29 protein-coding genes and 1 other annotated feature are annotated in these 26,686 nt (G+C 39.6%); of the genes, 4 read left to right on the forward strand and 25 right to left on the reverse strand.

The features are described 5' to 3' along the window. Positions 1-373: 373 nt before the first annotated feature. Positions 374-745 carry a helix-turn-helix domain-containing protein gene (locus FVA69_RS12580; protein WP_004910390.1) on the forward strand — a complete coding sequence of 124 codons (372 nt, stop codon included), beginning with the start codon at positions 374-376 and terminating at the stop codon, positions 743-745. 236 nt (positions 746-981) lie between these two features. On the opposite strand, the gene FVA69_RS12585 is transcribed toward FVA69_RS12580, so the two are convergent. The 11 genes from FVA69_RS12585 to btuC all read right to left on the reverse strand — a co-directional run bounded on the left by FVA69_RS12585 (position 982) and on the right by btuC (position 11,961). After that, a complete protein-coding gene (locus FVA69_RS12585) occupies positions 982-1,998 on the reverse strand; it encodes a lipoate--protein ligase A (protein ID WP_109911255.1) in 1,017 nt (338 codons plus the stop codon). Positions 1,999-2,061: 63 nt separating this feature from the next. Beyond that, on the reverse strand, positions 2,062-2,550 hold the full coding sequence (locus FVA69_RS12590; protein ID WP_004910384.1) for a C40 family peptidase: 489 nt from the start codon (positions 2,548-2,550) through the stop codon (positions 2,062-2,064). A gap of 81 nt (positions 2,551-2,631) precedes the next feature. Further along, entirely contained in the window at positions 2,632-3,039 is a 408-nt protein-coding gene (gene arnF, locus FVA69_RS12595; protein WP_004910382.1) for a 4-amino-4-deoxy-L-arabinose-phosphoundecaprenol flippase subunit ArnF, read from the reverse strand. Continuing rightward, on the reverse strand, positions 3,036-3,383 hold the full coding sequence (arnE, locus tag FVA69_RS12600) for a 4-amino-4-deoxy-L-arabinose-phosphoundecaprenol flippase subunit ArnE (RefSeq protein WP_004910381.1): 348 nt from the start codon (positions 3,381-3,383) through the stop codon (positions 3,036-3,038). The genes arnF and arnE overlap by 4 nt, the downstream gene beginning before the upstream one ends. Then, a complete protein-coding gene (gene arnT, locus FVA69_RS12605) occupies positions 3,380-5,038 on the reverse strand; it encodes a lipid IV(A) 4-amino-4-deoxy-L-arabinosyltransferase (RefSeq protein WP_109911254.1) in 1,659 nt (552 codons plus the stop codon). Before arnT ends, arnE begins: the two co-directional genes overlap by 4 nt. A gap of 7 nt (positions 5,039-5,045) precedes the next feature. Continuing rightward, positions 5,046-5,939, reverse strand: a complete 894-nt coding sequence (gene arnD / locus FVA69_RS12610) for a 4-deoxy-4-formamido-L-arabinose-phosphoundecaprenol deformylase (protein WP_115167380.1) — start codon at positions 5,937-5,939, stop codon at positions 5,046-5,048. Further along, positions 5,939-7,924 (reverse strand): bifunctional UDP-4-amino-4-deoxy-L-arabinose formyltransferase/UDP-glucuronic acid oxidase ArnA, encoded by a 1,986-nt coding sequence (gene arnA, locus FVA69_RS12615; RefSeq protein WP_109911252.1) that lies wholly within the window; start codon positions 7,922-7,924, stop codon positions 5,939-5,941. The genes arnD and arnA overlap by 1 nt, the downstream gene beginning before the upstream one ends. Next, positions 7,924-8,916, reverse strand: a complete 993-nt coding sequence (gene arnC, locus FVA69_RS12620) for an undecaprenyl-phosphate 4-deoxy-4-formamido-L-arabinose transferase (RefSeq protein WP_164528917.1) — start codon at positions 8,914-8,916, stop codon at positions 7,924-7,926. Before arnC ends, arnA begins: the two co-directional genes overlap by 1 nt. After that, positions 8,916-10,061: a UDP-4-amino-4-deoxy-L-arabinose aminotransferase gene (arnB, locus tag FVA69_RS12625; protein ID WP_109911251.1), complete on the reverse strand. Its 1,146-nt coding sequence runs from the start codon at positions 10,059-10,061 to the stop codon at positions 8,916-8,918. The genes arnC and arnB overlap by 1 nt, the downstream gene beginning before the upstream one ends. Positions 10,062-10,180: 119 nt before the next feature. After that, a complete protein-coding gene (locus tag FVA69_RS12630; RefSeq protein ID WP_226537833.1) occupies positions 10,181-10,954 on the reverse strand; it encodes a vitamin B12 ABC transporter ATP-binding protein BtuD in 774 nt (257 codons plus the stop codon). Between the two features lie 5 nt (positions 10,955-10,959). Next, positions 10,960-11,961 carry a vitamin B12 ABC transporter permease BtuC gene (gene btuC, locus FVA69_RS12635; protein ID WP_164528919.1) on the reverse strand — a complete coding sequence of 334 codons (1,002 nt, stop codon included), beginning with the start codon at positions 11,959-11,961 and terminating at the stop codon, positions 10,960-10,962. A gap of 121 nt (positions 11,962-12,082) precedes the next feature. On the opposite strand from btuC, the gene FVA69_RS12640 reads away from it, so the two are divergent. Further along, positions 12,083-13,078: a RhoGAP domain-containing protein gene (locus FVA69_RS12640; protein WP_109911248.1), complete on the forward strand. Its 996-nt coding sequence runs from the start codon at positions 12,083-12,085 to the stop codon at positions 13,076-13,078. A 56-nt stretch (positions 13,079-13,134) separates the two neighbouring features. Here the strand turns inward: FVA69_RS12640 and ihfA are convergent, their stop codons facing one another. From ihfA to fos, 13 genes are all read right to left on the reverse strand, one after another. Beyond that, complete coding sequence (ihfA, locus tag FVA69_RS12645; RefSeq protein ID WP_004263721.1) at positions 13,135-13,431, reverse strand: integration host factor subunit alpha; 297 nt, start codon at positions 13,429-13,431, stop codon at positions 13,135-13,137. Between the two features lie 4 nt (positions 13,432-13,435). Further along, positions 13,436-15,823: a phenylalanine--tRNA ligase subunit beta gene (pheT, locus tag FVA69_RS12650; RefSeq protein WP_164528920.1), complete on the reverse strand. Its 2,388-nt coding sequence runs from the start codon at positions 15,821-15,823 to the stop codon at positions 13,436-13,438. A 14-nt stretch (positions 15,824-15,837) separates the two neighbouring features. Then, a complete protein-coding gene (gene pheS / locus FVA69_RS12655; protein ID WP_004263717.1) occupies positions 15,838-16,821 on the reverse strand; it encodes a phenylalanine--tRNA ligase subunit alpha in 984 nt (327 codons plus the stop codon). A 123-nt stretch (positions 16,822-16,944) separates the two neighbouring features. Further along, positions 16,945-17,074: a sequence feature (Phe leader region), on the reverse strand. Beyond that, complete coding sequence (gene pheM / locus FVA69_RS21830; protein ID WP_123382177.1) at positions 17,024-17,068, reverse strand: pheST operon leader peptide PheM; 45 nt, start codon at positions 17,066-17,068, stop codon at positions 17,024-17,026. Its footprint overlaps the feature before it by 45 nt. Before the next feature lie 89 nt (positions 17,075-17,163). Continuing rightward, positions 17,164-17,520 (reverse strand): 50S ribosomal protein L20, encoded by a 357-nt coding sequence (gene rplT, locus FVA69_RS12665; protein ID WP_004263714.1) that lies wholly within the window; start codon positions 17,518-17,520, stop codon positions 17,164-17,166. Positions 17,521-17,565: 45 nt separating this feature from the next. After that, on the reverse strand, positions 17,566-17,763 hold the full coding sequence (rpmI, locus tag FVA69_RS12670) for a 50S ribosomal protein L35 (protein ID WP_004263702.1): 198 nt from the start codon (positions 17,761-17,763) through the stop codon (positions 17,566-17,568). Between the two features lie 95 nt (positions 17,764-17,858). Next, positions 17,859-18,398 (reverse strand): translation initiation factor IF-3, encoded by a 540-nt coding sequence (infC, locus tag FVA69_RS12675; protein WP_071524539.1) that lies wholly within the window; start codon positions 18,396-18,398, stop codon positions 17,859-17,861. A gap of 420 nt (positions 18,399-18,818) precedes the next feature. Beyond that, complete coding sequence (gene infC, locus FVA69_RS12680; RefSeq protein ID WP_071524538.1) at positions 18,819-19,358, reverse strand: translation initiation factor IF-3; 540 nt, start codon at positions 19,356-19,358, stop codon at positions 18,819-18,821. A 3-nt stretch (positions 19,359-19,361) separates the two neighbouring features. Beyond that, a complete protein-coding gene (gene thrS / locus FVA69_RS12685; protein ID WP_004910357.1) occupies positions 19,362-21,290 on the reverse strand; it encodes a threonine--tRNA ligase in 1,929 nt (642 codons plus the stop codon). A 256-nt stretch (positions 21,291-21,546) separates the two neighbouring features. After that, a complete protein-coding gene (locus tag FVA69_RS12690) occupies positions 21,547-22,134 on the reverse strand; it encodes a hypothetical protein (RefSeq protein ID WP_109911245.1) in 588 nt (195 codons plus the stop codon). Between the two features lie 79 nt (positions 22,135-22,213). Next, complete coding sequence (locus tag FVA69_RS12695; protein WP_004910353.1) at positions 22,214-22,663, reverse strand: methyltransferase family protein; 450 nt, start codon at positions 22,661-22,663, stop codon at positions 22,214-22,216. 102 nt (positions 22,664-22,765) lie between these two features. Continuing rightward, positions 22,766-23,164, reverse strand: coding sequence for a hypothetical protein (locus FVA69_RS12700; RefSeq protein ID WP_004910352.1), 399 nt, complete (start codon positions 23,162-23,164; stop codon positions 22,766-22,768). 103 nt (positions 23,165-23,267) lie between these two features. After that, positions 23,268-23,681, reverse strand: coding sequence for a fosfomycin resistance glutathione transferase (gene fos, locus FVA69_RS12705; protein WP_109911244.1), 414 nt, complete (start codon positions 23,679-23,681; stop codon positions 23,268-23,270). 457 nt (positions 23,682-24,138) lie between these two features. Here fos and FVA69_RS12710 point away from each other — a divergent pair, with 457 nt between their 5' ends. Next, positions 24,139-24,843, forward strand: a complete 705-nt coding sequence (locus tag FVA69_RS12710) for a MarC family NAAT transporter (RefSeq protein ID WP_004910345.1) — start codon at positions 24,139-24,141, stop codon at positions 24,841-24,843. Here FVA69_RS12710 and FVA69_RS12715 read toward each other — a convergent pair. Next, positions 24,837-25,490, reverse strand: a complete 654-nt coding sequence (locus FVA69_RS12715; RefSeq protein ID WP_109911243.1) for a transglycosylase SLT domain-containing protein — start codon at positions 25,488-25,490, stop codon at positions 24,837-24,839. The genes FVA69_RS12710 and FVA69_RS12715 overlap by 7 nt on opposite strands. 283 nt (positions 25,491-25,773) lie before the next feature. On the opposite strand from FVA69_RS12715, the gene FVA69_RS12720 reads away from it, so the two are divergent. Then, complete coding sequence (locus tag FVA69_RS12720) at positions 25,774-26,685, forward strand: metal ABC transporter substrate-binding protein (protein WP_004910339.1); 912 nt, start codon at positions 25,774-25,776, stop codon at positions 26,683-26,685. The last annotated feature ends 1 nt before the right edge of the window (position 26,686 follow it).

Below are 26,686 nucleotides of genomic sequence, written 5' to 3' on the forward strand. Positions count from 1 at the left end.
ACCTCGGAATTTCCTGTTTATTGTTATATAAAAACGATTATAAATGGAACAATAATTTTTCAATTATTTACTTGGTTAATAATTTCGAATGGATTGAACAATTTTTTTGAACATAACAAAAAAAACGCCTTCAACTCGCCTAGTAAAACAAAAAAAATAACATAGTTATTTGAATTAAAACAATTTTAAACATACAATAATGAATGTTTAAAATGTTAATTTTATCAACATCTATTGTACTAATAGCTATTCTCATTTAAAAACCGCACGTTTGGCCTATCGATATATCGGAAAAACAGGAAGAATAGACCCTAATTTCGTGAGTTATTATTAGTTATTAATGAACAATAGCCTACTTGAGTAGGAGGTAAATATGTCAGAAAGTGTAGTCAACGATATTGTTAAATGGCTTGAAAGTCAGTTGCAACGCAATGAAGGCATCAAAATCGACACAATTGCCGATAAAAGCGGTTATTCAAAATGGCATTTACAGCGTGTTTTCAAAGAAATGAAAGGTTGCACGCTTGGCGAATACGTCCGTAAACGTCGTTTATTAGAAGCAGCTAAATCATTACGTGAAGGTAACTTACCTATTCTTGACATCGCATTGCAATATGGCTTTAGCTCACAGGCGACATTTACCCGTATCTTTAAAAAGCACTTTGATACAACGCCTGCAAAATTTCGCCAATCAGGTGAATTGCCTGAATGCAAAAATTTTATGACCTGTAGTTGTCATAACTAATTATTTTAGAACATCCCTTCCTATTAGTTATTTGTAATTTTGAAGTCTATGTCTGAGCCGACTATGTCGGCTCAAGGTTGTTGGCAAAGCAAGATAAAAGTGTGATTTTTCTCGCTTTGTGTTATCAGTCGAAAATCAAAAAATTGATTTTCCTCTTTTATTTTCAATAACCTATTAGACCGCAGCTAAACATAAATGTTTATCCGCAGTCTGAGCCGACTATGTCGGCTCTTTTTTTAACTTAATTCATGGGCTAACCAGTTTTCCAAATCAGCCAACTGTTCCTGCAATTGCGGCCATTTCACAACCATCTCTTTGCTCAATGCACGTACTGTTTCTGCCTGATACGCTTTACCTGTCAATTGCTCACTCAGCCACTCTAAAGGGGATGGGTCTAAACTATCCGTAAAAAACTGACAGCGGTTTATCACACCTTTTTCGATATCAAAATGAAACTCAATTCCCCCCCAAGGAAAACGGGTATCTGAATAGTGAGAGAAAGCCGGGGCTTGCCCAAAATTCCATTCCCAACTACTTTGTTTTGCAAAGGTGTCTGTGAAATTTGGCAAATCAGGTAGTTTTTCAGGGGAAATATACTCAGCAGCGACCGTTTCACCGAAGTAATTAAAAAAGCTTTTAATTATTCCTTCGCAAACAATTTCATGAGAAATATTGGGGACAAGCTCAGATAAATTAGCCACACGAGAACGCACTGACGTAATTCCTTTTGCCTGTAATTTTTTCGGATCTGGATTCAGATAGTTTGCTAAGCGACTTAAATCTGCATTAATCAGCAAGGTTCCGTGGTGAAAACCTCTATCCTTCGTTTCTCGGTATGCAGAACCCGATATTTTTCGCGGACCACTTTCAGTCTCTAAAACTAAATCATTACGGCCAGAGATTTGTGCGTTAATACCGACAAGTGCCAATCCATCGACAATAATTTGTGTAGAAACTGTTTTGTCATATTCCGGTTTTCCTGCCATAAACGTAAAACAAGTATTACCTAAATCATGAAAAACAGCCCCACCACCGCTACTACGCCGTGCTAAACGAACATTATCTTCTTCCATCCTCCGAGTGTTACATTCTTTCCACGGGTTTTGTGCACGCCCTATAACCACCGTATCAGCATTTCGCCAAAGAAACATAACACGTTGGTCGGTTGGCATTTGTCGGAAAATGGTTTCTTCAACCGCAAGGTTAAACCAAGGATCGTAGGATTCAGAGATGAGTAAACGTACTGTTGACATTAGGCTATCCTTAAAACAAAACTTGCCCTTAAGATAGCATAATCACTAAAGAAAATAGCGAATTTAGATACGCCTTGCCTGCCAAAACACTTTTCGCCAATAAACGTTGTCCATTGATGAACGGATCACCCCTTTACTCGTTGATGCATGAATGAATGTATTATCGGTATCGTAAATACCCACATGCAATCCATTCTCTCCTGAACCTGTTTTAAAGAACACCAAATCCCCTGGCATCAAATCTGATTTATCAATCCGTGTGCCTAATTGAGTTTGATCTACCGTTGTACGAGGTAATTGAATGGCAAAGCGATCATTAAATGTGCGATAGACAAAACCGGAACAATCAACACCATTTTGATTCATGCCGCCATAATGATAAGGCGTACCATACCACTGCTCGAGTTGGTCTTTTAATTGCGCTATCGTCATAATTGGATCAGATAACTGTGTTTTTAGCGGCGGTGGTGGCGTTCTTTTAACAGATGTCGATGAACAACCAATTAAAACTAAACACAATAATAGTGGCAGGTGTTGTATTTTAATAACCATAAAGCACCTTATTTATCTATCTGATTACGATAACTTGCTTATATTATAGTGCGTGAAGACTATAATATAAGCAACTAAGAATTATTCTATTCTATCACTTGATGATTTATTAGGTCGGCTAATTAGCCATACCCCTAATAAAATAAAACAGATACCAATGGCCTTTAACCCTGTAGCAGGTTCATTAAACCAAGGTAAGAAAACTGCTAATAAATAAACGAAAACATAGCTTAAGCTAATAAGCGGATAAGCTTTATTCAATGCTATGTATTTTAATGCTAATAGCCAACATAACATCGATAACGCATAACAAACTAACCCTAAAAAAATAATTCCTAAACTAGTAATATTAGCGAGTAACCAATCCAATTGCAGCCAATGCCAGCCAAGTGCGAATGAGGGTAATTCAACTACCCCTGCTTTTAAGCTCAGTTGAGCGACTGTAACTAATAACGCACTGCCAATCACCCATAAATAACCCTTGTTCATACGCTGATACTCATTAGCAAAATACCAAACATAATGGCAGCAACCCCTAACCAGTGGTTGAGCCCAGTTTGTTCTTTATAAACAAACTGGCCAATTAGCGTAATTAACACAAAATTAATACTTAGCATTGGATACGCGATACTTAGCGGCATGGTTTCCAATAATTTCAACCAAAACAACATGCCAAGCCCTAGCATGAAAACCGCCAGCACCAACCACCGAAGGGCTGATGCTGTTTTATTGGTTTTATTACTCTGCCAATTGACGACGGCTTGCTTTTGAGCCACTTGTCCAATACAGGTCAAAACGCTAACCAGCAATAACAGTAATAGTTGTGCAATCATTGTTGATGATAAACCACAATCGCCATACGTGAATTTTTAATAACTTCATCTGGCTTAGGAATATCTGGCAGACCTTCTTTACGGCCTAATAAAAAGACAACAGTTACCTGCCCTTCTTTACGTGCTTTTGTCAGCCATTGTGCAAACTGGTCCGGTTTTATTAAGCGATGTTGGCTATCTGGATATTCCAACCCATAACTTAACTCTCCACTACTATTGTATAAATAGATATTGGAATTTTGAGTTTCCCAAGCAAGACCGGCTGCGACCCCAACATTACTTGCCATCAGATATTTGCTATTCATCAGTAAATCATGATTTTGATGAATAAAGTTTTGAGGCAATTTAGAATCGATGGTGTTGTTCGGCAAAGCACTGCCAATACACAAACTCACGGCCAAAGAGCACGATGCGGCCCATAACCAATATTTCGCATTTAATACCGTACATAGGTAACCGATAATCGCCCAAATAGAAAAGGCAACGACACCTAACACCATTTTTGACCATTCATCAGGTTCGTATAACGGCTTTTTGATCACTGTGCTCACGACAATTACCGCTATAACCGCAGCGATCCCTAATACAACATTAATAATCCCATTGGCTTTCAATGCTTTCATTTTACCACTACGAACGCAGTCAACCCCATACTTTGCCATAAGCAATGCCAATGGCGCCATAAACGGCAACATATACGTTGGTAACTTACCGCGGGAAATACTGAAAAAGATGACGGGAACAACAAACCAGCACAGTAAGAAAAACATATCGGGGCTAGATTTACGTTCTTTCCAACCTTTCATGATAGCACCGGGTAACAGCCCTGCCCATGGAATAGCGCCAAGAATAATAATCGGAATATAATACCAAAACGGTGCGATATGCTGAGCATCATCTGCCGTGAACCGCTTAATGTGCTCAATCCAAAAGAAATAATGCCAATAATCAGGCTCTTGTTTTGCAACCGCCAAAGCCCATGGCAAGCTGATAATAACCGCAGAAATTATTGCAAGCGGCCCATATTTGAGTAGCTCAAGAAACCGCTTTTGATAGATTGTGACAGGCAGCATGACAATCACTGGAATAGCAAGGGCTAAAAAGCCTTTGGTCATAAATGCCATGCCACAAGCTAGCCCAAGACAAAGCCACGCCGCTAATTTGGACTTTACTTCCCTCGATTTCATTGCCCACAAGCAACAAAACATACTTGCCGCTATCCATAAAGACAACATTGGGTCGAGTACACTGTAGGTCCCGATGGAAAACACTAAGAACATCGAGATATAAATGAGGCTTGCAACATAGGCAACGTGGTTATTACGCCACATCATCTTTGCCATACGATAGACAAGTAATGCACTGAGAAGAATACAAAAAACCGAACCAAAGCGAACAGCAAAATTAGTTTCACCAAAGATCATTTGGCTAATATTGTTTATCCAGTAACCTGCCACTGGTTTTTCAAAATAGCGTACATCCAGCATGTAAGGAACAATCCAATCGCCACGCTGTAACATTTCACGGCTAATTTCTGCGTATCGCGTTTCATCTGGTTGCCAAAGTAAACGACTATTCAACGGCAACAAATAGGTTAGGATAAAAAAAAGAGCCAGCAGAGAGGCTCCTACTTTGCTCGCTCGGTTATTCAACATAGGTTGCTTATTCCTCTTCTTGGCAGCCTAGCCAGCCTTCACGTCCGGGGAATGGTGCCCTCACCACACGCCCTTTGGGCAATGAATTCAAATTGTCTGGCAGTAATTCACTCAATGTACAGAATTGGATTTCTTCTTGTGTAATTCGTTCCAATAATTGTGAAAATTGTTCCGATTTGGACATTCCTTCCACTTCTGTATGGATAGTATAAACTGGAACGCCTTGATCTTCTTTAATTGCTTGAAGAATAAAATCATTAAATGCATCATCACTCACGACTGTCCCTACGACTTCATCGTAAGTCGGCAGTGTGACAGGGATTTGAACCGTCCCGAGTGAGCCATCGGCTAAAATTGGCCTAAATGGGTATTTACCACGACAATCACTGTTGTAGTCAAAGTTAAACGCTTGTTTAACTTCCAACACACGCTCATCACCTCGCCAACCAGCAACGGCAGAACAAGTCACTCGGTGTCCAATGGCTTGCTCCAGCGCATCCACCCCTAACTTAACTTGCTCTGTTAGTTGCGGTTTGCTCCATTTGGCAACTTTAGCCTGCCAACCTTGATGGTCCCATGCATGTAAGCCAACTTCATGACCAGCATCCAAAGTTTGTTTCATCAAATAACCTAAATCTTTAGCAATTTTTTTACCCGGCCATGCTGTGCCCGCTAATAAGATATCTAACCCATAAAGGGATGCAGCGTTCGACCTAAGCATTTTCCACAGAAATTTAGGACGCAAAAGGCGCCATAAATGGCGCCCCATGTTATCGGGTCCTACACTGAAGAAAAAGCTGGCCTGGATATTATGCTCTTTGAGCACTTTGAGTAGCTGTGGAACCCCTTTCAAGGTACCTTGGTAGGTATCCACATCAATTCTCAAGCCAACTTTTTTCATTAGTCTTTATTACCTAACTCTTCAACTGCACCTTGTAAGAAGAAATCTAATGTTTCTTCGATGGTATCTTTCATATCGATAGTTGGGACCCAATCCAGTAAACGACGTGCATTTTCAACACTTGGTTTACGGTGTTCAACATCTTGATACCCTTGGCCATAATAGCTGCTGCTTTCGATTTCACGGAAGCCTGCAAATGGAGGAAATTTCCCACGTTGAGGGTGTTTTTCGAAGCTTTCCAACAACATTTCTGCTAATTCACGAATACTCGCTTCGTTAGTTGGGTTACCGATATTGATGATCTGACCATCACATTTGCCATCTTTGTTTTCGATAATACGGAATAACGCTTCGATACCGTCTTTAATATCTGTAAAGCAACGTTTTTGTGCACCACCGTCAACCAGTTTAATTGGCGAACCTTCAACTAAGTTTAGAATTAACTGAGTAATCGCACGCGAACTACCAATACGTGCAGAATTCAAGCTATCTAAGCGAGGCCCCATCCAGTTGAATGGACGGAATAAGGTGAATTTTAAACCTTCTTTCGCACCGTATGCCCAAATCACTCGGTCAAGTAATTGTTTAGAAACTGAGTAAATCCAACGTTGTTTATTGATTGGGCCGACGATTAAGCGTGACTCGTCTTCATCAAACTCTTTATCATCACACATACCATAAACTTCAGACGTCGATGGGAAGATAATACGTTTGTTATATTTCACGCAGTAACGTACAACTTTCAAGTTTTCTTCAAAGTCTAATTCGAAAACGCGTAATGGATTACGGGTATATTCGATTGGCGTTGCAATCGCAACCAGAGGCAGAATAACGTCACATTTTTTGATGTGGTATTCAATCCATTCTGTATGGATGCTAACGTCACCTTCAATGAAGTGGAAGCGTGGGTTACCAATAAAACGCTCAATCGCAGAAGAACCGATATCCATACCATAAATATCGTAGTTACCGTCTTTTAATAGGCGCTCCGTTAAATGGTTACCAATAAACCCATTCACACCTAAAATAAGAACACGTGTGCGGCGTTTAACTTGTGCTGTTGGTTTTGCTCCAACACGGACATCAGTTACGATACCCATTTCGTTAGCAAGGCGGCTACCTTGCATATATAAACCAGTCTCGCTTTGGCCGCTAATCACTTCGATAGCGCCTTGCCCGCAAGCAATACGCAGTGGGTCACTCGAAAGTACCGTACCAGCTGCTTTACCTTGGTTATCATCTAAAACGCGTGCGCGCCAGATAACCATTTTACGTGCGCCTAAATAAGTGAACGCACCTGGGTAAGGTTCAGTTACTGCACGAATTAAGCAGTTAACTTCTTTTGCGCTATTATTCCAATTAATCAAACCATCTTCAGCGGTACGACGACCAAAATATGTTGCTTGGCTTTCATCTTGTGCAACAGATTTGTAGCTACCAGCTTCAATTAATGGCAGTGTTTTATTCAATAAAACTTCCGCCGCTTCACGTACTTTCGCATGTAAAGTTAGGCTAGTGTCTGTATCGGTAATCACCACTTTTTCTTGAGCAATAATATCGCCAGCGTCAGCTTTAGCTACCATTTTATGTAAGGTCACACCAGTTTCGCTTTCACCTTTTAATAATGCCCAATTAATAGGTGCACGACCGCGGTATTTAGGTAGCAATGAGCCGTGTAAATTAAACGCACCTTTAGGCGCGATAGCTAACAGCTCTTCACTTAACATATCACGATAGTAGAAAGAGAAAATCACATCAGGTTTCATTTCGCGAATACGTTCAATCCATAATGGATGATTAACGTTTTCAGGCGCAAAAACAGGAAGCTCCATGTCAGCACTTAAACGCGCAACTGAGGAGTAAAAGTGGTTTTCATTTGGGTCATCAGTGTGTGTAAACACTGCTTGGATATCAAAACCTGCTTTTTCAAGCGCTTTTAGCCCTACGCAGCCAATATCATGATAGGCAAAAACAATAGCTTTCATTAGTCTTCTTCCTGATTTTTGTCGGATTTCGCATCTGCTCCAACGACTTTTTGAATAAAATAACGAGGTCTTGCGCGCACATCATTGTAGATCCTACCGATGTATTCGCCCAGTAGCCCCATGGCAACAAATTGTGCACCAATAAACATAAAGAGTACTGCAAACAGAGTAAATACGCCATCTGCTGCCCACTCTGCGCCAAAAATTAAACGCAATGCAATTAACAATACCGCTAATAAAAAACCGCCAGCAGCGATAATACTTCCTACAACACTCAATAAACGTAGTGGCGCTGTAGTCAGGCATGTTAATAAGTCATACATTAAATTAATCAGCTTCATAAAGCTGTATTTAGAATCACCAAACTCGCGTTCTGCATGCGCTACATCAATTTCAATGGTTCTACGTGCAAATGTATTTGCCAAAATAGGAATAAATGTACTTCTTTCATGACATTGCAACATAGCTTGAATGATATGACGGCGGTATGCACGTAACATACAGCCGTAATCTCCCATTGAACGCCCTGTCGCTTTGGTGATCATCGCATTGATCATTTTAGAGGCTGTTTTGCGAAACCAAGAGTCTTGGCGATTCGCACGGCGCGTACCAACTACATCATAACCTTGCATAGTTGTTTGCACTAAACGTGGGATTTCCTCTGGTGGATTTTGTAAATCCGCATCCAAAGTAATCACTAAGTCGCCATCAGCTTGGTTAAAACCCGCCATAATAGCAGAATGCTGCCCATAGTTACGGTTTAAAATAATTGCAATAACGTGGTTATCTGGATTTTCTGCGGCTTCTGTAAGCATTTGTGCTGAACGATCGCTACTACCATCATCAACTAGAATTAATTCATAGGATTGAGTTAATTGTTTACATGACTTGATAGTACGTTCTAACAATTGCGGTAAACTCTGCTCTTCATTATAGACAGGGATAACCACTGAGACTTTTTTAATCTCATCAAATTCATCTGCGTGTGACACTATTTTGACTCCAAAAGAACTGCTTCTACAGCTTTAACGACCCGTTCAACATCTGCATCAGTCATATCGGGAAATAAAGGTAACGAACACAATGTGGCGCTATTCCATGTTGATTCAGGTAAAACTAACTCAGGGTATTTTTCGCGATAATATTTTTGTGTATGCGCGGCACGAAAGTGCAACCCTGTTCCAATATCATGCTCTTTCAATTTTTCCATGAATGTATCGCGATCAATACCGCATGCTGCTTTATCGACACGTACCATAAATAAATGATTTGCATGTAAATGAGAGTAACTAGGGACACTCAACATTTGTAAAGGAGAATTTTTCAGTAACTCACGATAACGAGCTGTAAGTTCCGCACGACGCTGATTTAATTGCTCAACTCGTGATAACTGCACCACTGCAATCGCGGCGTGAATGTCTGATAAATTATATTTAAAACCGGGCTCAACAACCTCGGCTTGCGGCTTACGGCCTTGCATTTGTCTATCAAACGCATCAACCCCTAGACCGTGAAACTTGAGTGTACGTACACGCTGAGCAAGTTCATCGTCATCTGTTGCGACTAATCCCCCTTCCGCACAGGTGACATTTTTGATGGCATGAAAAGAAAAAATAGACGTTCCCTTTTCGCCAATCCACTCATCTTTATAACGAGTACCCACGGCATGTGCCGCATCTTCGATTAATGCTACACCGGCTTTTTGAGCAATCAAACGCAATGCGTCAAGATCACAAGGAGCTCCCGCATAGTGTACTGGGATAATAGCCTTTGTTTTTTCTGTTAACGCTTTTTCTACGGCATCAGGTTGGATCATTAATGTATCACGATCAACATCAATCATGACCGGTGTTGCCCCAAGCAACTCAATCATATTGATTGTAGATACCCATGTTTGAGAAGGCGTGATGACTTCATCACCAGGACCAATACCCAATGCCATTAATACAACATGCATGCCTGCAGTAGCTGATGACAATGCAATTGCATGTTTACAGCCATAACGCTTACAAAAATCGTCTTCTAGCTGATGATTCTGTGGGCCTGTTGTTATCCAGCCTGAACGCAGAACGTTTTCTACTGCCTTGACCTCTTCATCACCAATTGCTGGTTTTGAAAATGGTAAGAAATTGCTCATATTGTTAATAGCCTAGTTTTCATTGTGAATAGAATATTCTAGTTAATTATACTTTAACCGAACCTCAACACCTGCAAACATTGCGGGATTATCATGTAAAAATGTGTGATAAAAACAACTTATTGCTTATCCGCTAAATTTATAACCTGCCACACTTGATGAGATGTACTGTGACTTAACTTAATTTCAGACATAAATATGTCAGATAAATTATTTTCTGTCATTATGCACTCTGGTTTCCCTATTGCGACTAACTGTCCTTGTTTCATCATCCAAATACAAGATGCATTTTTATATGAATGACTAAGGTCATGACCACTCATTATAACGGTTCCTAAGCAATCACAAAAATATTTAATCCATTTATCAAGCATCGATTGCTGAATAATATCTAAATTATTGGTCGGCTCATCCAATAATATGAATTTTCCCTTACATTGCTGTTTATCCCAAACCTGCAAAAATGCGGCTGTAATTCGAACCCTCTGCCATTCTCCACCCGAGAGTTGGCTAATAGGTTTACTTAATAATGATGTCAGTTGAAAATCTGAACATAAGCGATCAAAAATATCATTGGAAAACAAGGTGTCAGGTGAAAAAAGACCAAAGTATTGAAAAACTTTGAGTATAGGAACGTAACTAACTAATTGTGAAAGATAAGCACGCTGTTGGCTTAATTGTGCAATACGATATTGCCGTATACTTCGGCCATCAATTAAAATATCGCCACCTACAGGTAAATAACCGCTTATCGCAGCTAATAATGTACTTTTCCCCGCCCCATTCGCACCCAATAGATGAATTTGTTCTCCAGCCCGCACTTGAGCTGAAACATTAATCAATCGAGTATCGACGGTAATATTTTTAATATCAATAATTAATTTGTTATCCATCACTTCTACCGCCATTGTTGGTGACGAATTAACAAGAAAATAAATATCGGTGCCCCTAAGGTGGCCGTAATAACACCAATAGGAACTTCGGCATTGGCGATTAATAACCGAGACAGTATATCTGCAATTAATAACCCTAATGCCCCTGCTACAGCAGAACCAACTAATAATACTCGGTTATCTGTTAAACCACTTAATCGCAATATATGAGGAATAACCAAACCAATAAAACTAATCGCACCCGCAATAGCGACGCTGAGGCCAATTAATACACCACTAATAATAATTAATATCACGCGCCATTTATGGACTGAGATTCCTAATTGATAAGCTTGTACTGTACCTAATGAAAGATAATTCAGTATATTACCTTGGAAGAGCACCCAAATTAAAAACGGTAAACAGCCAATAACAAGGCCAATTTGACGCCAGTCAACCCCACTAAAACTCCCCATCATCCAATACAGTAACTGCCGCAAATCAAGGTTACTGCTCATATACACCATCCATGTCATGCAAGCCCCACTAATCACACCAAGTGCAACCCCAACAAGCAATAAACTCGAATTATTCAAGTTCTTACGACGAGCAAAGTAAAGCAATATGGAGGTAAATAATAAAGCCCCTATAATCGCGCTAACACTTAATAGCCAATAATGCGTCACACCTGATGATAATAATACAGTCAGCACCACTGCAACACCCGCACCATTGCTAACCCCTAATAAGCCTGGTTCTGCTAAAGGGTTTTCAAATAAAGCTTGCATTATAGCCCCTGTGACTGCAAGAGCTGCGCCAATGACAATGACCGCTAGTGTGCGGGGAAAGCGAATTTGCCAGACAAAAAGTTGTGCAGTGTCATTCATCCATTGATTTGGCCATAGATGAATTTCACCCACGCTTAATGCAATCACTGCGGTGACTACTAATAAAATTATTAGCACAATAACTAATCGCATATCAGAGCGAAGCTGATTTTTTTGAAGATTTATTAAGTGATTATTCATTATGTTAATAATATTTAAAATAGCGTTGTGAATTCTCGATTATATCTATTTATGAAAGAAATACGATAACAACTACCTATGATAATTAGAGCTTCATCAACCACAAAACCAAAGGAACACTATGAGCATTTCAACTAAGTTGCCCATTAAAACTCCCTCACAAATGACTAATCCATTTGTCCAAGAGCCTAAGCCGCCTTCATTTTGGCAACAAATAAAATTCATGTGTAATAAAATATTCTGTTATCCGCTATTTAGCAACAAAACCAAATTTAAAGTATATGAGAACCCAATATATCGTTCAGATAACATTAAAGCTCATAGCACTCACATGCCTAAAACTAGTAACGATGCCGATAACCTTTCAATTAGCATGGATATTATTTCAAAAACTGAAAATATACAAAAAGATAGATTACAATCCGCAACCAATAATATAGATATTATATTGAAATATATAGAAAATAGAAATGCGATTAAAGCTCAAAAAAAAACAACTTATGAAGAACAAAAAAAGCATCATCAGTTCAATAAATTAGATAAGGCAATTCGGCTACATCCTGAGTTTGCGTCAACTGAAGGAATCTTCAGACTTTCAGGTAAGAAAACAGATATGAATAATATCTTTGAACGTTTAAATTCAGGTAAGCAACTTACTCAAAAATTTATTGATGAACATAATATCAGCCTACCATCCATGACTTTGGCTTATAAAGAATTATTTGGACAGATCATGGACAAGCAAGATTATTCCACCGATTTCTTGAACAAATCGCCTGACCGAGCTTTAAGCGATGCTCTTCAAAATCAGCGAGATGTTATCGAATTTATGAAAAATAATGGGATTACTGGCGAAAAAGAAAAAATTATATTAGCCAATACAAAAACCAGAATTAATTGGGAAACACCGACATTACCATTCAACATGCTTATCTCACTTTTGGCTGATATTGCTAAAAACCCAGCAACAAAAATGGATGCAAAAAACCTTGCTATATGCGTAGCGCCGAGGCTATTAGCAGAACAATTTAAAACACCTTCGAAAGAAAATATCCTATTAAATAATAGAATGATTACCTTTATTGAGATATTGATTCACACTAAATTACACGCTTAAAATTCTTAAAAACAAAAGACCGCCTAGGCGGTCTTTTTCTATATCAAACGATATAATTACTCTTTCGGTGTTGCTTTTTCTACACGGCTTTTCAATTTTTGGCCTGGGCGGAAAGTAACAACACGGCGTGCAGTAATTGGAATATCTTCCCCAGTTTTTGGGTTACGTCCGGGACGTTGATTTTTATCACGTAAATCAAAGTTACCGAATCCAGATAATTTTACTTGCTCACCATTTTCTAAGGAAAGGCGAACCTCTTCAAAGAAAGTTTCGACAAGGTCTTTAGCATCACGTTTGCTAACACCCAGTTTTTCAAACAAATTTTCTGACATTTCAGCTTTAGTAAGCGCCATAGGTTTAGTCCCTCAAGGAGGCTTGGAATCGCTGTTTTAACGCAGCAATACACAGATCAACGGTAGCAGTGATCTCTTCTTCTTCCATGGTACGTTGGGTATCTTGGAAGACAAGACTGATAGCAAGGCTCTTGTAGCCATCTGCTATTCCTTCACCACAGTACACATCAAATAAGTTTATGCCAACTATATGATTTATGCCAACTTTTTTACACTCTGCTAAAACTTCAGCAGCAGCCACATCTTCTGGCACGACTACAGCGATGTCACGGCGGTTCGACGGATAGCGCGAAATCGCCTTAGCTTCAGGGATGACACGTTGTGCTATCGCATCACTACGAACCTCAAACACCACCGTACGACCATTTAAATCGAGTTTGCGTTCTAATTCTGGGTGGACCACACCAATAAAGCCAATGTGTTCATTTTCCAGATAAATCCCAGCACTTTGACCTGGATGCAATGCAGGGTGTGCCTCAGATTTAAATGTAATTTGATTTAGTTTCCCAGTCAATTCAAAAACAGCTTCAAGATCACCTTTTAAGTCAAAGAAGTCAACAACTTGTTTATCTAATGACCAATGTTCTTCAAATCTATTGCCTGTGATGACCCCTGCAAGCATTGGTTCCTGACGGATCCCATATTCTGCTTGATTATCAGGAATAAAGCGCAGACCTGTCTCAAATAAACGAATTCTATTTTGTTGACGATTCTGATTATAGACAACCGTTCCTAATAAACCAGTCAACAGCGATAAACGCATCGCTGACATATCGACAGAAATCGGGTTAGGTAAAATCAATGCGTCTTGTTGTGGGTGCAGTAAAGCTTGAACTTTAGGATCAACAAAACTATATGTAATTGCTTCTTGATAACCACGGTCAACTAACATCGCTTTAATACGTTTTAAAGGTAAGTTAGCTTCTTTATGATTAGTCATGACCAGGTCGGCACGCAGTGGCACATCAGGAATACTGTTATAGCCATAAACACGCGCGACTTCTTCCACTAAATCTTCTTCGATTTGCATATCGAAGCGCCAACTTGGAGCAACAACATCCCATGTGTTAGCCGAAACCGTGACTTTACATCCTAAACGCGTCAAAATATCAGTGACTAACTCATCTTCAATAAAGTGGCCGATCAAACGGTCTAATTTATTGCGCGTCAGCTTAATATTGGCTGCTTTCGGTAAATGCTGTTCACTGGTGACATCAATGATTTCACCCACTTCACCACCGCAAATATCCACAATCAGTGAGGTTGCACGTTCAATCGCTTTAAACTGCAATTGTGGGTCAACACCGCGTTCAAAACGGTGTGAAGCATCGGTATGTAAACCGTAGTTACGTGCGCGGCCTGTAATCGATAATGGGTCAAAAAACGCACACTCTAATAAAATATTTTTGGTTTCGTTATTAACGCCTGAGTGCTCACCACCAAAAATACCCGCGATCCCGAGTGCTTTAGACTCATCAGCGATTACTAAGGTGTCTGATTTCAATGTTGCTTCGCTACCGTCAAGAAGAACCAGTTTCTCACCATCTTTAGCCATACGAGCAACAATAGCACCGTCTAAACGGTCTAGATCGTAGGCGTGTTGAGGTTGGCCCAATTCCAATAAAACGTAGTTGGTAATATCCACAACAGCGTCAATAGAACGGACTCCACCACGACGTAGCTTTTCTTTCATCCACATTGGTGTCGGTGCTGAAACATCAATATCTTTGATCACTCGCCCTAAAAAACGTGGGCACGCATTTGGCGCTTCGACTCGAATTGGGAATGTATCTTTTGTTGTCGCAGATACAGCATTAATAACTGGTTCATTTAACGCTAATTTATTAATAACTGCGACATCACGTGCAACCCCAAGAATACTTAAGCAATCTGCACGGTTAGGTGTAATGCTGATTTCAATCGCATTATCATCAAGTTTTAGATATTCACGAATATCGGTACCGATAGTGGCATCCTGCGGCAATTCAATAATTCCGCTATGATCATCGGAAATACCCAGCTCAGAATAAGAACACAGCATACCTTCAGAAGGCTCGCCACGTAATTTTGCTGCTTTAATTTTAAAATCACCGGGCAATACCGCACCCACGGTAGCAACAGCAACTTTCAAACCTTGACGGCAGTTTGGTGCACCACAGACGATATCTAATAAACGCTCACCACCCACGTTAACTTTTGTGACACGCAGTTTGTCTGCGTTTGGGTGTTGATCACACTCAACCACCTCACCAACAACAACGCCGTGAAATTGGCCAGCAACCGCATCTACACCGTCAACTTCCAAACCTGCCATCGTGATTTGTTCTGATAATGCTTCACTACTGATCGCCGGGTTTACCCATTCGCGTAACCATAGTTCACTGAATTTCATGAGATAGACCCGCCTTATTTAAACTGTTTGAGGAAACGAAGATCATTTTCGAAGAATGCACGCAGGTCAGAAACACCGTAACGCAGCATTGTTAAGCGCTCCATTCCCATACCAAATGCAAAACCTGAATAGACTTCTGGGTCAATACCTACATTGCGTAATACATTTGGATGCACCATTCCGCAACCTAATACTTCTAACCACTTACCATTTTTACCCATAACGTCAACTTCTGCTGAAGGTTCTGTGAATGGGAAATAAGATGGGCGGAAACGTACTTGGACTTCTTCTTCAAAGAAGTTATTCAAAAAATCATGTAATGTGCCTTTTAGATTGGTAAAGCTGATATCTTTATCAACAATCAGGCCTTCTGTTTGATGGAACATAGGTGTATGCGTTTGGTCGTAGTCATTACGATATACACGACCTGGGGCAATGATACGAATTGGTGGTTGTTGGCCATTCATTGTACGGATTTGCACACCCGATGTTTGCGTACGCAGTAAGCGTTTTGCATCGAACCAAAAAGTATCGTGGTCCGCACGCGCGGGGTGGTGAGCAGGTATATTTAGCGCATCAAAATTATGGTAGTCATCTTCGATTTCTGGACCTGTTTCTACAGAGAAACCCAATTCGCCAAAAAACTCTTCAATTCGCTGAATTGTACGGGTGACTGGGTGTAACCCACCATTTTCCATACGACGCCCTGGTAATGACACATCAATTTTTTCTGACACTAGACGTGCATTAAGAATTTCAGCTTGCATCGCGTCCTTACGGGCGTTCAGTGCATCTTGAACCTGTACTTTAGCTTCATTTATCACAGCCCCTGCTGCTGGACGTTCCTCAGCAGGCAGATCACGCAACGTTTTCATCTGTAGTGTGAAATGGCCGCTCTTGCCTAAATATTCAACACGCACTGACTCCAACGTAGCAACATCTTGGGCCTGTTCAATGGCTGCTTTTGCCTGTGCAACCAACTCAGCGAGATGTGGCATTGTTTCCCCTTTATGACCGCTTGGTCTTTTTGCTAGTTATTCACTATATATTTTAAGCTTCACATTCTATTTGGTAATGAATGAATACTTAACTGATTTTACTGCACTTAATTTAAAACTAGAAACAAAAAAGCCTCCCTAAGGAGGCTTTAGCGTAATTTTTCATTTCTTCTTTCTATTTACGCGCAAAAGCCCCCGAAATTCAGGTGCTAAAGTAAAAAAAGAAACGAAAAATCACAAAATGCATAGAATAAATTCCTAATAACTATCTGAGTCTAAAGTATTAACACAAATAGCTATAAATGAAAAGAGGAAGTTACCCTCCTCTTTTCAAGCAAACAATTAAGCTAAAGCGCCTTTCGCTTTTTCAACTAAAGCAGTGAATGCTGCTTTATCGAAAACTGCGATGTCTGCTAAGATCTTACGGTCGATTTCAATTGAAGCTTTTTTCAAGCCATTGATGAAACGGCTGTAAGACAGACCATTCTGACGAGCCGCAGCGTTGATACGTGCGATCCACAGTTGACGGAACTGACGTTTACGTTGACGGCGGTCACGGTAAGCGTATTGACCAGCTTTGATTACCGCTTGAAATGCTACGCGGTAAACACGTGAACGTGCACCATAGTAACCTTTCGCCTGCTTCAGAATTTTTTTGTGACGTGCACGTGCGATTACACCACGTTTTGCGCGAGCCATAGCTATCTCCTATCGTCTTTTATCTTAATTAACTAAATTGTTTACTTATGCGTAAGGCAGGCAAGCTACTACCAGACCCAGATCGCCCTTAGATACCATTCCTTTCGGACGTAAATGGCGTTTACGCTTAGTTGACTTTTTAGTCAGGATATGACGAAGGTTTGCATGCTTACGCTTAAAGCCACCGCCTGCAGTTTTTTTAAAGCGCTTTGCTGCGCCACGTACAGTTTTAATCTTTGGCATTTCTTTTATTTCCAACTTCGCATTGTGATTAACTACGAATTAACTAGGCGAATAACATCTATATTGCTATAAATGAATATTACTTGCAGGCCTAATTATTTCTTCTTCGGTGCCAGCACCATGATCATCTGACGCCCTTCAATTCTTGAAGGGAAAGACTCTACGGATGCCAGCTCTTCCAGATCAGCTTTGATGCGATTAAGCATTTCCAGACCAATCTGCTGGTGAGCCATTTCACGACCACGGAAACGTAGTGTAACTTTAGCTTTATCACCATCTTCCAGAAAGCGAGTCAGGTTGCGTAGTTTGACCTGATAATCACCTTCATCTGTACCAGGGCGGAATTTAATTTCCTTCACCTGAACAACTTTTTGTTTCTTTTTTTGCTCTTTTTGAGATTTGCTCTTCTCATAAAGGAATTTGCCGTAATCCATAATACGACAAACTGGCGGTTCAGCATTTGGGCTAATTTCAACTAGGTCTACACCTGCTTCTTCAGCTTTTTCAAGCGCTTCGCGTGCGCTCATGATGCCTAACTGTTCACCGTCTAAACCCGTTAAACGGACCTCTGGAACACGAATTTCATCATTAATACGATTTGGACGTGTTGTTGGGATTCTTTTTCCGCCTTTAATACTTCATTCCTCCAATTGGATAAAGAGATTTGCTTCTCTCAAGCAAATACACTCGTCACTCAATAGTTAATACCTGACGTGTGTACGATATTCTGTGTTTGTCTTCATGCGCTATGCACTGACAAAGTGATTCGACCGCGGATTTTAATGCTTATTGCCGGATTACTCAAGTAAATCTTGCAATAAATCACACTGAACTGTTTGAAAACTTGGCTATTGAGGCCAAATATTGCTTTGACGTAATTATCTTTATTCATTAATGAAGCAAATAACAAGACATAAAATACACCCGTATCATAGCTACTATGAGATTACTTTCATCATTAATAAAAAGAAAACTCGGATAAAACAGAGAAGCAGCGCCCAAAATGAGCGCTGCTAGACTCTAGCAATTACTTCGCTATAACCATACTGGCTTAATTATTTTTTCTTTGGTGCCAATACCATGATCATCTGGCGTCCTTCAATCCTTGATGGGAATGATTCAACAGATGCCAGTTCATCCAGATCGGTTTTGATGCGGTTAAGCACTTCCAAGCCAATCTGTTGGTGAGCCATTTCGCGACCACGAAAACGCAGTGTCACTTTAGCTTTGTCACCATCTTCCAAAAAGCGAATTAGACTACGTAATTTAACTTGGTAGTCGCCTTCGTCTGTTCCTGGACGGAATTTAATTTCCTTCACTTGAACAACTTTTTGTTTTTTCTTTTGTTCTTTCTGAGATTTGCTTTTCTCATAAAGATATTTACCGTAATCCATGATACGACAAACCGGTGGTTCAGCATTTGGGCTGATTTCGACTAAGTCAACACCAGCTTCTTCTGCTTTAAAGAGGGCTTCACGCACACTCATAACACCAAGTTGCTCACCGTCTAAACCAGTGACACGGATTTCTGTTGCGCGAATTTCATCGTTAATTCGATTTGGACGCGCTGTTGGGAGTTTTTTTCCGCCTTTAATACCTTATTCCTCCATCTGATTGAGTTGACGACTGCGGATCTCTTCAAGCAGTTTTGTCATGAATTCGTTGACATCAAGGCTGCCTAAGTCTTTACCACGACGGGTACGAACAGCGACTTTACCTGATTCAACTTCTTTATCACCACATACTAACATGTAAGGGACGCGACGCAGTGTGTGCTCACGGATCTTAAAGCCGATTTTCTCGTTACGTAAGTCCGCTTTCGCACGAATGCCAACACTTTGCAGCTTGCTTACTAATTCTTGAACATAGTCTGCTTGGCTATCAGTAATGTTCATTACAACCACTTGTTGTGGTGCTAACCATGTTGGGAAAAAGCCTGCATACTCTTCTGTTAAGATACCAATGAAGCGTTCTAGTGAACCTAACACTGCACGGTGGATCATAACAGGAACGATACGTTCGTTGTTTTCACCTACATAGGAAGCTGTCAAACGACCCGGTAAGAAGAAGTCTAACTGGACAGTACCACATTGCCATGCACGGTCAAGGCAGTCATACAGTGTAAACTCAATTTTCGGGCCATAAAATGCGCCTTCACCTGGTTGGTATTCAAACTCAATACCTTTTGATTTCAGGGCGTTGGCTAAGTCTTCTTCCGCTCTGTCCCACATCTCGTCAGTACCGATACGTTTTTCAGGACGGGTTGATAGTTTTACAACAATTTTTTCGAAACCAAAAGTTGCGTAAACATCATAAATCATTTCAATACAGCTAGTGACTTCACTTAAGATTTGCTCTTCAGTACAGAAGATATGTGCGTCATCCTGAGTAAAGCCACGCACACGCATTAAGCCGTGCAATGCACCTGATGGCTCATTACGGTGACAGCTGCCAAATTCTGCCATACGCAATGGTAAGTCACGGTATGATTTCAAACCTTGGTTAAAAATTTGTACGTGACCTGGGCAGTTCATTGGTTTTACACAATATTCACGGTTTTCAGATGACGTCGTGAACATAGCGTCTTTATAGTTATCCCAGTGACCTGTTTTTTCCCATAATACGCGGTCCATCATAAATGGCCCTTTCACTTCTTGATAATTATAAGCTTTCAGTTTAGTGCGTACGAAGGTTTCCAGTTCACGGAAAATTGTCCAACCGTCATTATGCCAGAATGCCATTCCCGGCGCTTCTTCTTGCATATGGTATAAATCTAACTGTTTACCAATTTTACGGTGGTCACGTTTAGCTGCTTCTTCTAAACGTAATAAATAGGCTGCCAATTGTTTTTTATCAGCCCATGCGGTGCCGTAAATACGTTGCAGCATTTTGTTATCGCTGTTACCACGCCAGTATGCACCAGCCACTTTTTGTAGTTTAAAATGGTGGCAAAAACGCATATTCGGTACGTGTGGACCGCGACACATATCAACATATTCTTCGTGATGATATAAACCAGGGCGGTCATCTTGACTAATATTTTGATCTAATATTTCAACTTTATAGTCTTCGCCTCGAGCCACAAATGTTTCACGAGCTTCGCTCCAAGAAACACGTTTTTTCACCACATCATAATCTGTTTTGGCAAGCTCAAGCATGCGCTTTTCAAGCTTTTCCAAGTCTTCCTGGGTCAGCATGTGGTCTAAATCAACATCATAGTAAAAACCATTGTCGATAGTCGGCCCAATCGCCATTTTAGTGTTTGGCCATAATTGTTTGATTGCATGGCCTAACAGGTGAGCACAAGAGTGACGAATAATTTCGAGTCCGTCTTCATCTTTGCTCGTAATAATGGATACATTTGCATCATGTTCAATTATTTCACATGCATCAACGCGTTCGCCATTAATTCGACCCGCGATACAGGCTTTAGCTAAACCCGCTCCGATGTCTCGAGCAACATCCATCACAGAAACGGGATGGTCAAACTGACGCTGACTTCCATCAGGAAGAGTAATAACAGGCATTAAAAAATCCTTATCAGCAGTGGTGACCCACACGAAAGATCACTTGCTTGATTATTCCAAAGTTATAAATCAATACGTTACTAACGATTTCTCACTTCACTATGCAAGATATGTACACAAATATGGGAAACTTAAACGCCCTATTTCGTTACATCGTGAGCAACTCAACTGCTAATGATAACACAGACCTATTTTATGGTGATAGCGTAATACCGTGAATTGTTCTTCTTCATATGAAAAATCAACACCTTCCCGATTAAATGATGAATAAGTTATCCAATGCAGGAAATAGTTTTTCTTTTTGCTTGAAAAACACACGATACCAACGGGATCCACTAGGTGCGATTAACTCTTCACTGATTATCTTATTTTGTTGAAGAATGATAACCGATTGAATTGATTGCCATAATGAATAAACGATGTAGGACGTGGCAATTAACCCGAATAATAGTACAAAAATGTTATCTAATTTCTCTATTTGCCAAAATAAATAGACACAAAAGATAATTTGAATTAGCGCCCGAATAATAAAGGCAATACTAAAGAATGACTTCGCATGCTGTATCGTTGCAAAACAGGGATTGGACAGAGTTTGTCTTCTTTCTTGGACTGGAATACCATTCACATATACCATCCAATCAGAAACATCGCTATTTTTTAAGATTATTCCTTTTTCTTTCATTCCATGAATTTTAAATGAGACTACGACAGCCCAAACAATCCCAACGGTAAATAAATAAAGCATAAAACCACTTACCGAAAAAAAAGCAAAAAATACGCTAATCACTATAAAACACGCGAGCTTACCCGAATATATCCAAAATGGCGCAACCTGATAGTTCATTATTATCCTTAATATATTTTGTATAAATTTTGTAGTATACAAAACAGATTAAATGATAAAGCGTCTCATTTCTACTAATCTATAACCAACGTCTCGTTTGCTTACTGTAATCTTCCCACTCATTTTTAAATGATGCAGATAAAAAACGCTCTTCCTGTGGGATCGTATATAAATCAGTAATCAGCCAAAATACTAGCCCTGCGACCAAAAAGTAAGAAGAGTGCGAGAAAAAAGCTAAAGCCAAGCTCATTGATGTAAAAGCTAAATACATCGGATTACGTGAAAATCGATAAGGCCCATTAGTGACTAAATGCGTTGCCTTAACCGTAGGGTTTGGTGATGTTTTATGTTTATAAAAGTAGTAAAGACTCGTCGCGACCCAACTCACACTCTCCAGCGCAACTAATATACCTAAAATTCCCATCCAACCAGAAAATGTCCAGTCTAAAAGACCTTGCCTGAAAAGAAAATAAACCGCAATGCCATTAGCCACTAACCAATTCAATAATGGCAATTTAAATATATTCATTACATTACCCTTAAGCCAACATGATGTTATTAGCATAACATATATGAATATATAAATTTGAGTGGAAGAATATATAGAGGGGTAATATTAACTGCAAAAAGATTAGTTACTGGAACCTAATGAAAACACACTTTTTAAACCTTCTAATTTACTGTATTCCTGCTGGCAAACTAAATTTCGGACATCACTTGGCATAGAATCAATTCTGGTTTGAATATTAGCCAGTTGTTCATCTAAGCTATTCATTCCTTTTACATCAACGATATCCTGATTTACTTTAAGATAGTTAGCAAAACTTTGCAGGTTATCCTCTAAGCTATTACAAATATCATTACTGGCTAAACTCTGCGGTAAAATAGCACTGAGTGAAGTTGGTAAGACTTGAGATATATTCGGATAAATACTTTGCTTCCACTGCTGAGGAAAAACGATTAGTACCATGGCGGCTGCCAAAACTAATAGCATAGACGCTCCGGCTAATGTCGCTATAAGTTTTTTCATTCTTTTTCCTATTACTCAAAATTAACTGAAAATAGGATATACAACTCTGCGTAAAGCTATTTTTAAAACTAAAAATCCTTTGTAAAGAAATCCATAACTCTTTTTAATAAAATTTCATTTCTTCATACGGTTTTTCTTGGCAGCTCTTTAAGCGTTGTAATAAACCGCCTACATGTAATTCTAATTTGTGGCCATCCGGATCAAGAAAATAAAAAGAATCTCCTTCACTTTTATTTTCTTTCCAGACAATGACATTCGCTTGCATTAGCCTATCAACAACGATAAGAAAGTCTTTCGCATCAACGTTAAAGGCATAGTGTGTATAATCCGTTTTTTCTGGGGACAAAAATTGGCGAGTTGTATCTAATGATAAACATAACCATAAATCGCCACAGGAAATATAGGCGCCCTTTTTCCAACTCGCATGTAACTTCATACCAAGTAGTGATTGATAAAAACTAATACTTTTATCTAAGTCAGTTACCGCTAAAGTTAAATGGTTGATTCCGTTTAACATATTTTTTTACTCTTGGGTTGTCTGTTACATTGAATTCTTTTAATGAATTTACATAAATTATCAGTAAATAACATTGCAGCAGATATACTACATTCCATATCAACTTAATGACAACCTGTTACGAAATGCCCTTAACCTTTTTATCCCCCTATAAAAAGGTTTTTTTTTGCCTATAAAAATTGAATACTTTTACCACAACAACTCATCCAATTGTTATTTAACAAAAAAAACAAGTTACTCACAGTTCAAGGCCACGGTTATCCACAGTTAATGTGAACAACTCCAATTATCTACAAATTAATAATACTGACTTTTACTCATCAGTACTGTCGCAGTACTCCTACCACAAAACACCTTACTAGATATAAATGCTAACCTACAGATCTATAAGAAATTTTGCTATCATTTGGGATAAGGTGTTTTATTCACATTAATCAGGAGCTTGAATCTAACTTCCATGACAAACTTTTTTGAGCTATTTCAAGCCGTTGGTATTGGCCTGGTACTGTTACTTCCTCTTGCCAACCCTTTAACTGCAATTGCGGTCATGCTAAGCATCTCTGCTAATATGACAAAAGAACAGCGTGATCATCAATCGCTGTTGGCCTCTATTTATGTATTTGCAATCATGACAATCGCTTTTTATGCAGGCCAATTAGTCATGAACACATTTGGAATATCAATCCCAGGGCTGCGAATTGCCGGAGGATTAATTGTGGCATTTATTGGCTTTGGCATGCTATTCCCTAGTAGTGATGTAGGAGAAGACCAGACCACCAATGCGCTTGATGACCCAAATGTCCCCAAAAAACGCCAAGAATCACCTAGTATTGCCTTTGTTCCCCTTGCAATGCCAAGTACTGCGGGCCCGGGAACTATTGCGATGATCATCAGCTCCACTGCATCATTACAAGGTAATGTGAGTTTTGCTCCATGGGTCTTAAAAGTTGCCCCCGTGATTACTTTTTTTATTGCAAGTCTTATCGTTTGGATTGGTTTAAGAGGCGCAACTTCTATCATGAGGTGGCTTGGAAACAGTGGTATTGATGCTATCGCGCGGGTGATGGGGTTCTTATTAATCTGTATGGGAGTGCAGTTTGTTATCAACGGCATTGTTGAAATTGTCGCGCAACTCCCACACTTAATGAGAGAATATCAATAAGACATCGCTAGTGCATTGTAAGCATTTTTGACTTTCCACAAATAGCGTGGAGCTTGCGGTGCAGGGTGCTTTGTTTGTACATGCTGATAAAACTCTTCCGGTGATAAGCGATTAATCATCGCTATCGCCCGACCTTTATCATTATCAAACGTTCTTAATAACGCTCCAGCCCCATTCACATAAGCAACAACCGTTGCATAATATAATGTCTGAGGATGGCTTATTCCCGCAAGGTGCTGTTCCCTTAAAATACGAATATAAGCTGTACCAATATCGATATTTTTTTGTGGATCTTTTAGGTCACGAGAACTCGGCTCCCCCGATTTCCCTTGGTAACGATAGGCGTCACGTCCTGCTGTCGAAGCTTTAATCTGCATCAAACCTATTGCATTGGATTTACTGACAACTTCAGGTCTAAAGTTAGATTCGACCTCAATAATCGCTCTAATTAAAGTTTCATCAACACTGTAACGAGCCGCAGAGTCACGAATAAATTCATCAAAAGGCGTTCTTGGAAATACCGTATTTTGTGCTGTTATTGGCCCGGTAGGCTCTAACATTCGCTGTTTTGTTATAGGCCTATCTGGTTCGCTTGAACAACCTGCAAGTAGCAGTAACACAAAAGTACCGCCAATTATTTTTTTCACTGTCGAATCCTCTGCGATGAAAGCCGATGGCAGAATAACTAATCCTAAGAAAAATAAAATAATTTTTACTTAACTTTTACTTCAGGACGTGTTTTAGTCATACAAATAACCATGGGACTTAGAAGCCTATAATGACAAATAATGCTATTCCACACTTTTTATATTTATTTTTCTCAATTGATATTGATAATCATTATCAATTGAGATATAAAATATAATTGTTATAAACCTTAACAACTGTATGTTAATAAACGCTAAACCAATAATGTCAGGGTCAACTTTTATGAAGAAGAACGTATCTCGGTTATCTGCACCTTTACTAACTAGTATGTTTGCTTTGATAGCAATCATCTTTTTTAGTCAGCCTGCTTTTGCTAAAAAGTTTAAAGTCGTAACCACTTTTACTATTATTCAAGATATCGCTCAAAATGTAGCTGGAGACGCGGCAATTGTCGAGTCTATAACAAAGCCTGGAGCAGAAATTCACGGTTATCAACCGACACCTAAAGATATCATGAAAGCCTATGACGCAGATTTAATCTTATGGAATGGGATGAATTTGGAAGTGTGGTTCCAACGTTTCTTTGAAAACTTTAAAAATGTCCCTGCTGTCGTGGTCACTGAAGGTATTGAGCCAATGCCAATCCGTGAAGGTGAGTATAAAGACAACCCGAACCCACATGCATGGATGTCTCCTGCTAATGCTAAGATTTATATTGAAAATATTCGTCAAGCTCTGGTCAAATATGACCCTGAAAATGCTGAAACATATAATGCCAATGCAAAAAAATATGCGCAACAAATTGCTGAGCTTGACGCCCCTTTGCGTGAACGCTTAAATCGCATTCCTGAAAATGAACGTTGGTTAGTCTCAAGTGAAGGCGCATTTAGCTATTTAACTAATGATTACGGCTTTAAAGAAGTCTACTTATGGCCAATCAATGCGGAAGAGCAAGGCTCTCCTCAACAAGTAAAAAAGGTAATTGATACTGTCCGTAAATACAACATCCCTGTAGTATTCAGTGAAAGTACAATTTCTGACAAACCGGCTCGCCAAGTCAGTAAAGAAACAGGGGCAAAATACGGTGGCGTATTATATGTAGACTCACTTTCAACTGCTGATGGCCCAGTACCAACATATATTGACCTTTTAAATACGACTGTAGACACGATAGCGAAAGGATTTTCACAGTAAT

This window comes from Providencia sp. PROV004, assembly GCF_011045615.1.
Classification (GTDB): domain Bacteria; phylum Pseudomonadota; class Gammaproteobacteria; order Enterobacterales; family Enterobacteriaceae; genus Providencia; species Providencia rettgeri.

What these genes read in the sequence shown, in the direction of transcription:
- FVA69_RS12710 (WP_004910345.1), top strand. Translation starts at nt 24,139, where the DNA reads ATGACAAACTTTTTTGAGCTATTTCAAGCCGTTGGTATTGGCCTGGTA.
- btuC (WP_164528919.1), bottom strand. Translation starts at nt 11,961, where the DNA reads ATGAATAATCACTTAATAAATCTTCAAAAAAATCAGCTTCGCTCTGAT.
- FVA69_RS12580 (WP_004910390.1), top strand. Translation starts at nt 374, where the DNA reads ATGTCAGAAAGTGTAGTCAACGATATTGTTAAATGGCTTGAAAGTCAG.
- thrS (WP_004910357.1), bottom strand. Translation starts at nt 21,290, where the DNA reads ATGCCTGTTATTACTCTTCCTGATGGAAGTCAGCGTCAGTTTGACCAT.
- arnT (WP_109911254.1), bottom strand. Translation starts at nt 5,038, where the DNA reads ATGTTGAATAACCGAGCGAGCAAAGTAGGAGCCTCTCTGCTGGCTCTT.
- FVA69_RS12590 (WP_004910384.1), bottom strand. Translation starts at nt 2,550, where the DNA reads ATGGTTATTAAAATACAACACCTGCCACTATTATTGTGTTTAGTTTTA.
- FVA69_RS12700 (WP_004910352.1), bottom strand. Translation starts at nt 23,164, where the DNA reads ATGAAAAAACTTATAGCGACATTAGCCGGAGCGTCTATGCTATTAGTT.
- FVA69_RS12630 (WP_226537833.1), bottom strand. Translation starts at nt 10,954, where the DNA reads ATGGATAACAAATTAATTATTGATATTAAAAATATTACCGTCGATACT.
- FVA69_RS12690 (WP_109911245.1), bottom strand. Translation starts at nt 22,134, where the DNA reads ATGAACTATCAGGTTGCGCCATTTTGGATATATTCGGGTAAGCTCGCG.
- ihfA (WP_004263721.1), bottom strand. Translation starts at nt 13,431, where the DNA reads ATGGCGCTTACTAAAGCTGAAATGTCAGAAAATTTGTTTGAAAAACTG.
- FVA69_RS12640 (WP_109911248.1), top strand. Translation starts at nt 12,083, where the DNA reads ATGAGCATTTCAACTAAGTTGCCCATTAAAACTCCCTCACAAATGACT.
- arnA (WP_109911252.1), bottom strand. Translation starts at nt 7,924, where the DNA reads ATGAAAGCTATTGTTTTTGCCTATCATGATATTGGCTGCGTAGGGCTA.
- arnF (WP_004910382.1), bottom strand. Translation starts at nt 3,039, where the DNA reads ATGAACAAGGGTTATTTATGGGTGATTGGCAGTGCGTTATTAGTTACA.
- arnE (WP_004910381.1), bottom strand. Translation starts at nt 3,383, where the DNA reads ATGATTGCACAACTATTACTGTTATTGCTGGTTAGCGTTTTGACCTGT.
- pheT (WP_164528920.1), bottom strand. Translation starts at nt 15,823, where the DNA reads ATGAAATTCAGTGAACTATGGTTACGCGAATGGGTAAACCCGGCGATC.
- FVA69_RS12720 (WP_004910339.1), top strand. Translation starts at nt 25,774, where the DNA reads ATGAAGAAGAACGTATCTCGGTTATCTGCACCTTTACTAACTAGTATG.
- rplT (WP_004263714.1), bottom strand. Translation starts at nt 17,520, where the DNA reads ATGGCTCGCGCAAAACGTGGTGTAATCGCACGTGCACGTCACAAAAAA.
- pheS (WP_004263717.1), bottom strand. Translation starts at nt 16,821, where the DNA reads ATGCCACATCTCGCTGAGTTGGTTGCACAGGCAAAAGCAGCCATTGAA.
- FVA69_RS12585 (WP_109911255.1), bottom strand. Translation starts at nt 1,998, where the DNA reads ATGTCAACAGTACGTTTACTCATCTCTGAATCCTACGATCCTTGGTTT.
- arnD (WP_115167380.1), bottom strand. Translation starts at nt 5,939, where the DNA reads ATGAAAAAAGTTGGCTTGAGAATTGATGTGGATACCTACCAAGGTACC.
- FVA69_RS12695 (WP_004910353.1), bottom strand. Translation starts at nt 22,663, where the DNA reads ATGAATATATTTAAATTGCCATTATTGAATTGGTTAGTGGCTAATGGC.
- rpmI (WP_004263702.1), bottom strand. Translation starts at nt 17,763, where the DNA reads ATGCCAAAGATTAAAACTGTACGTGGCGCAGCAAAGCGCTTTAAAAAA.
- fos (WP_109911244.1), bottom strand. Translation starts at nt 23,681, where the DNA reads ATGTTAAACGGAATCAACCATTTAACTTTAGCGGTAACTGACTTAGAT.
- arnB (WP_109911251.1), bottom strand. Translation starts at nt 10,061, where the DNA reads ATGAGCAATTTCTTACCATTTTCAAAACCAGCAATTGGTGATGAAGAG.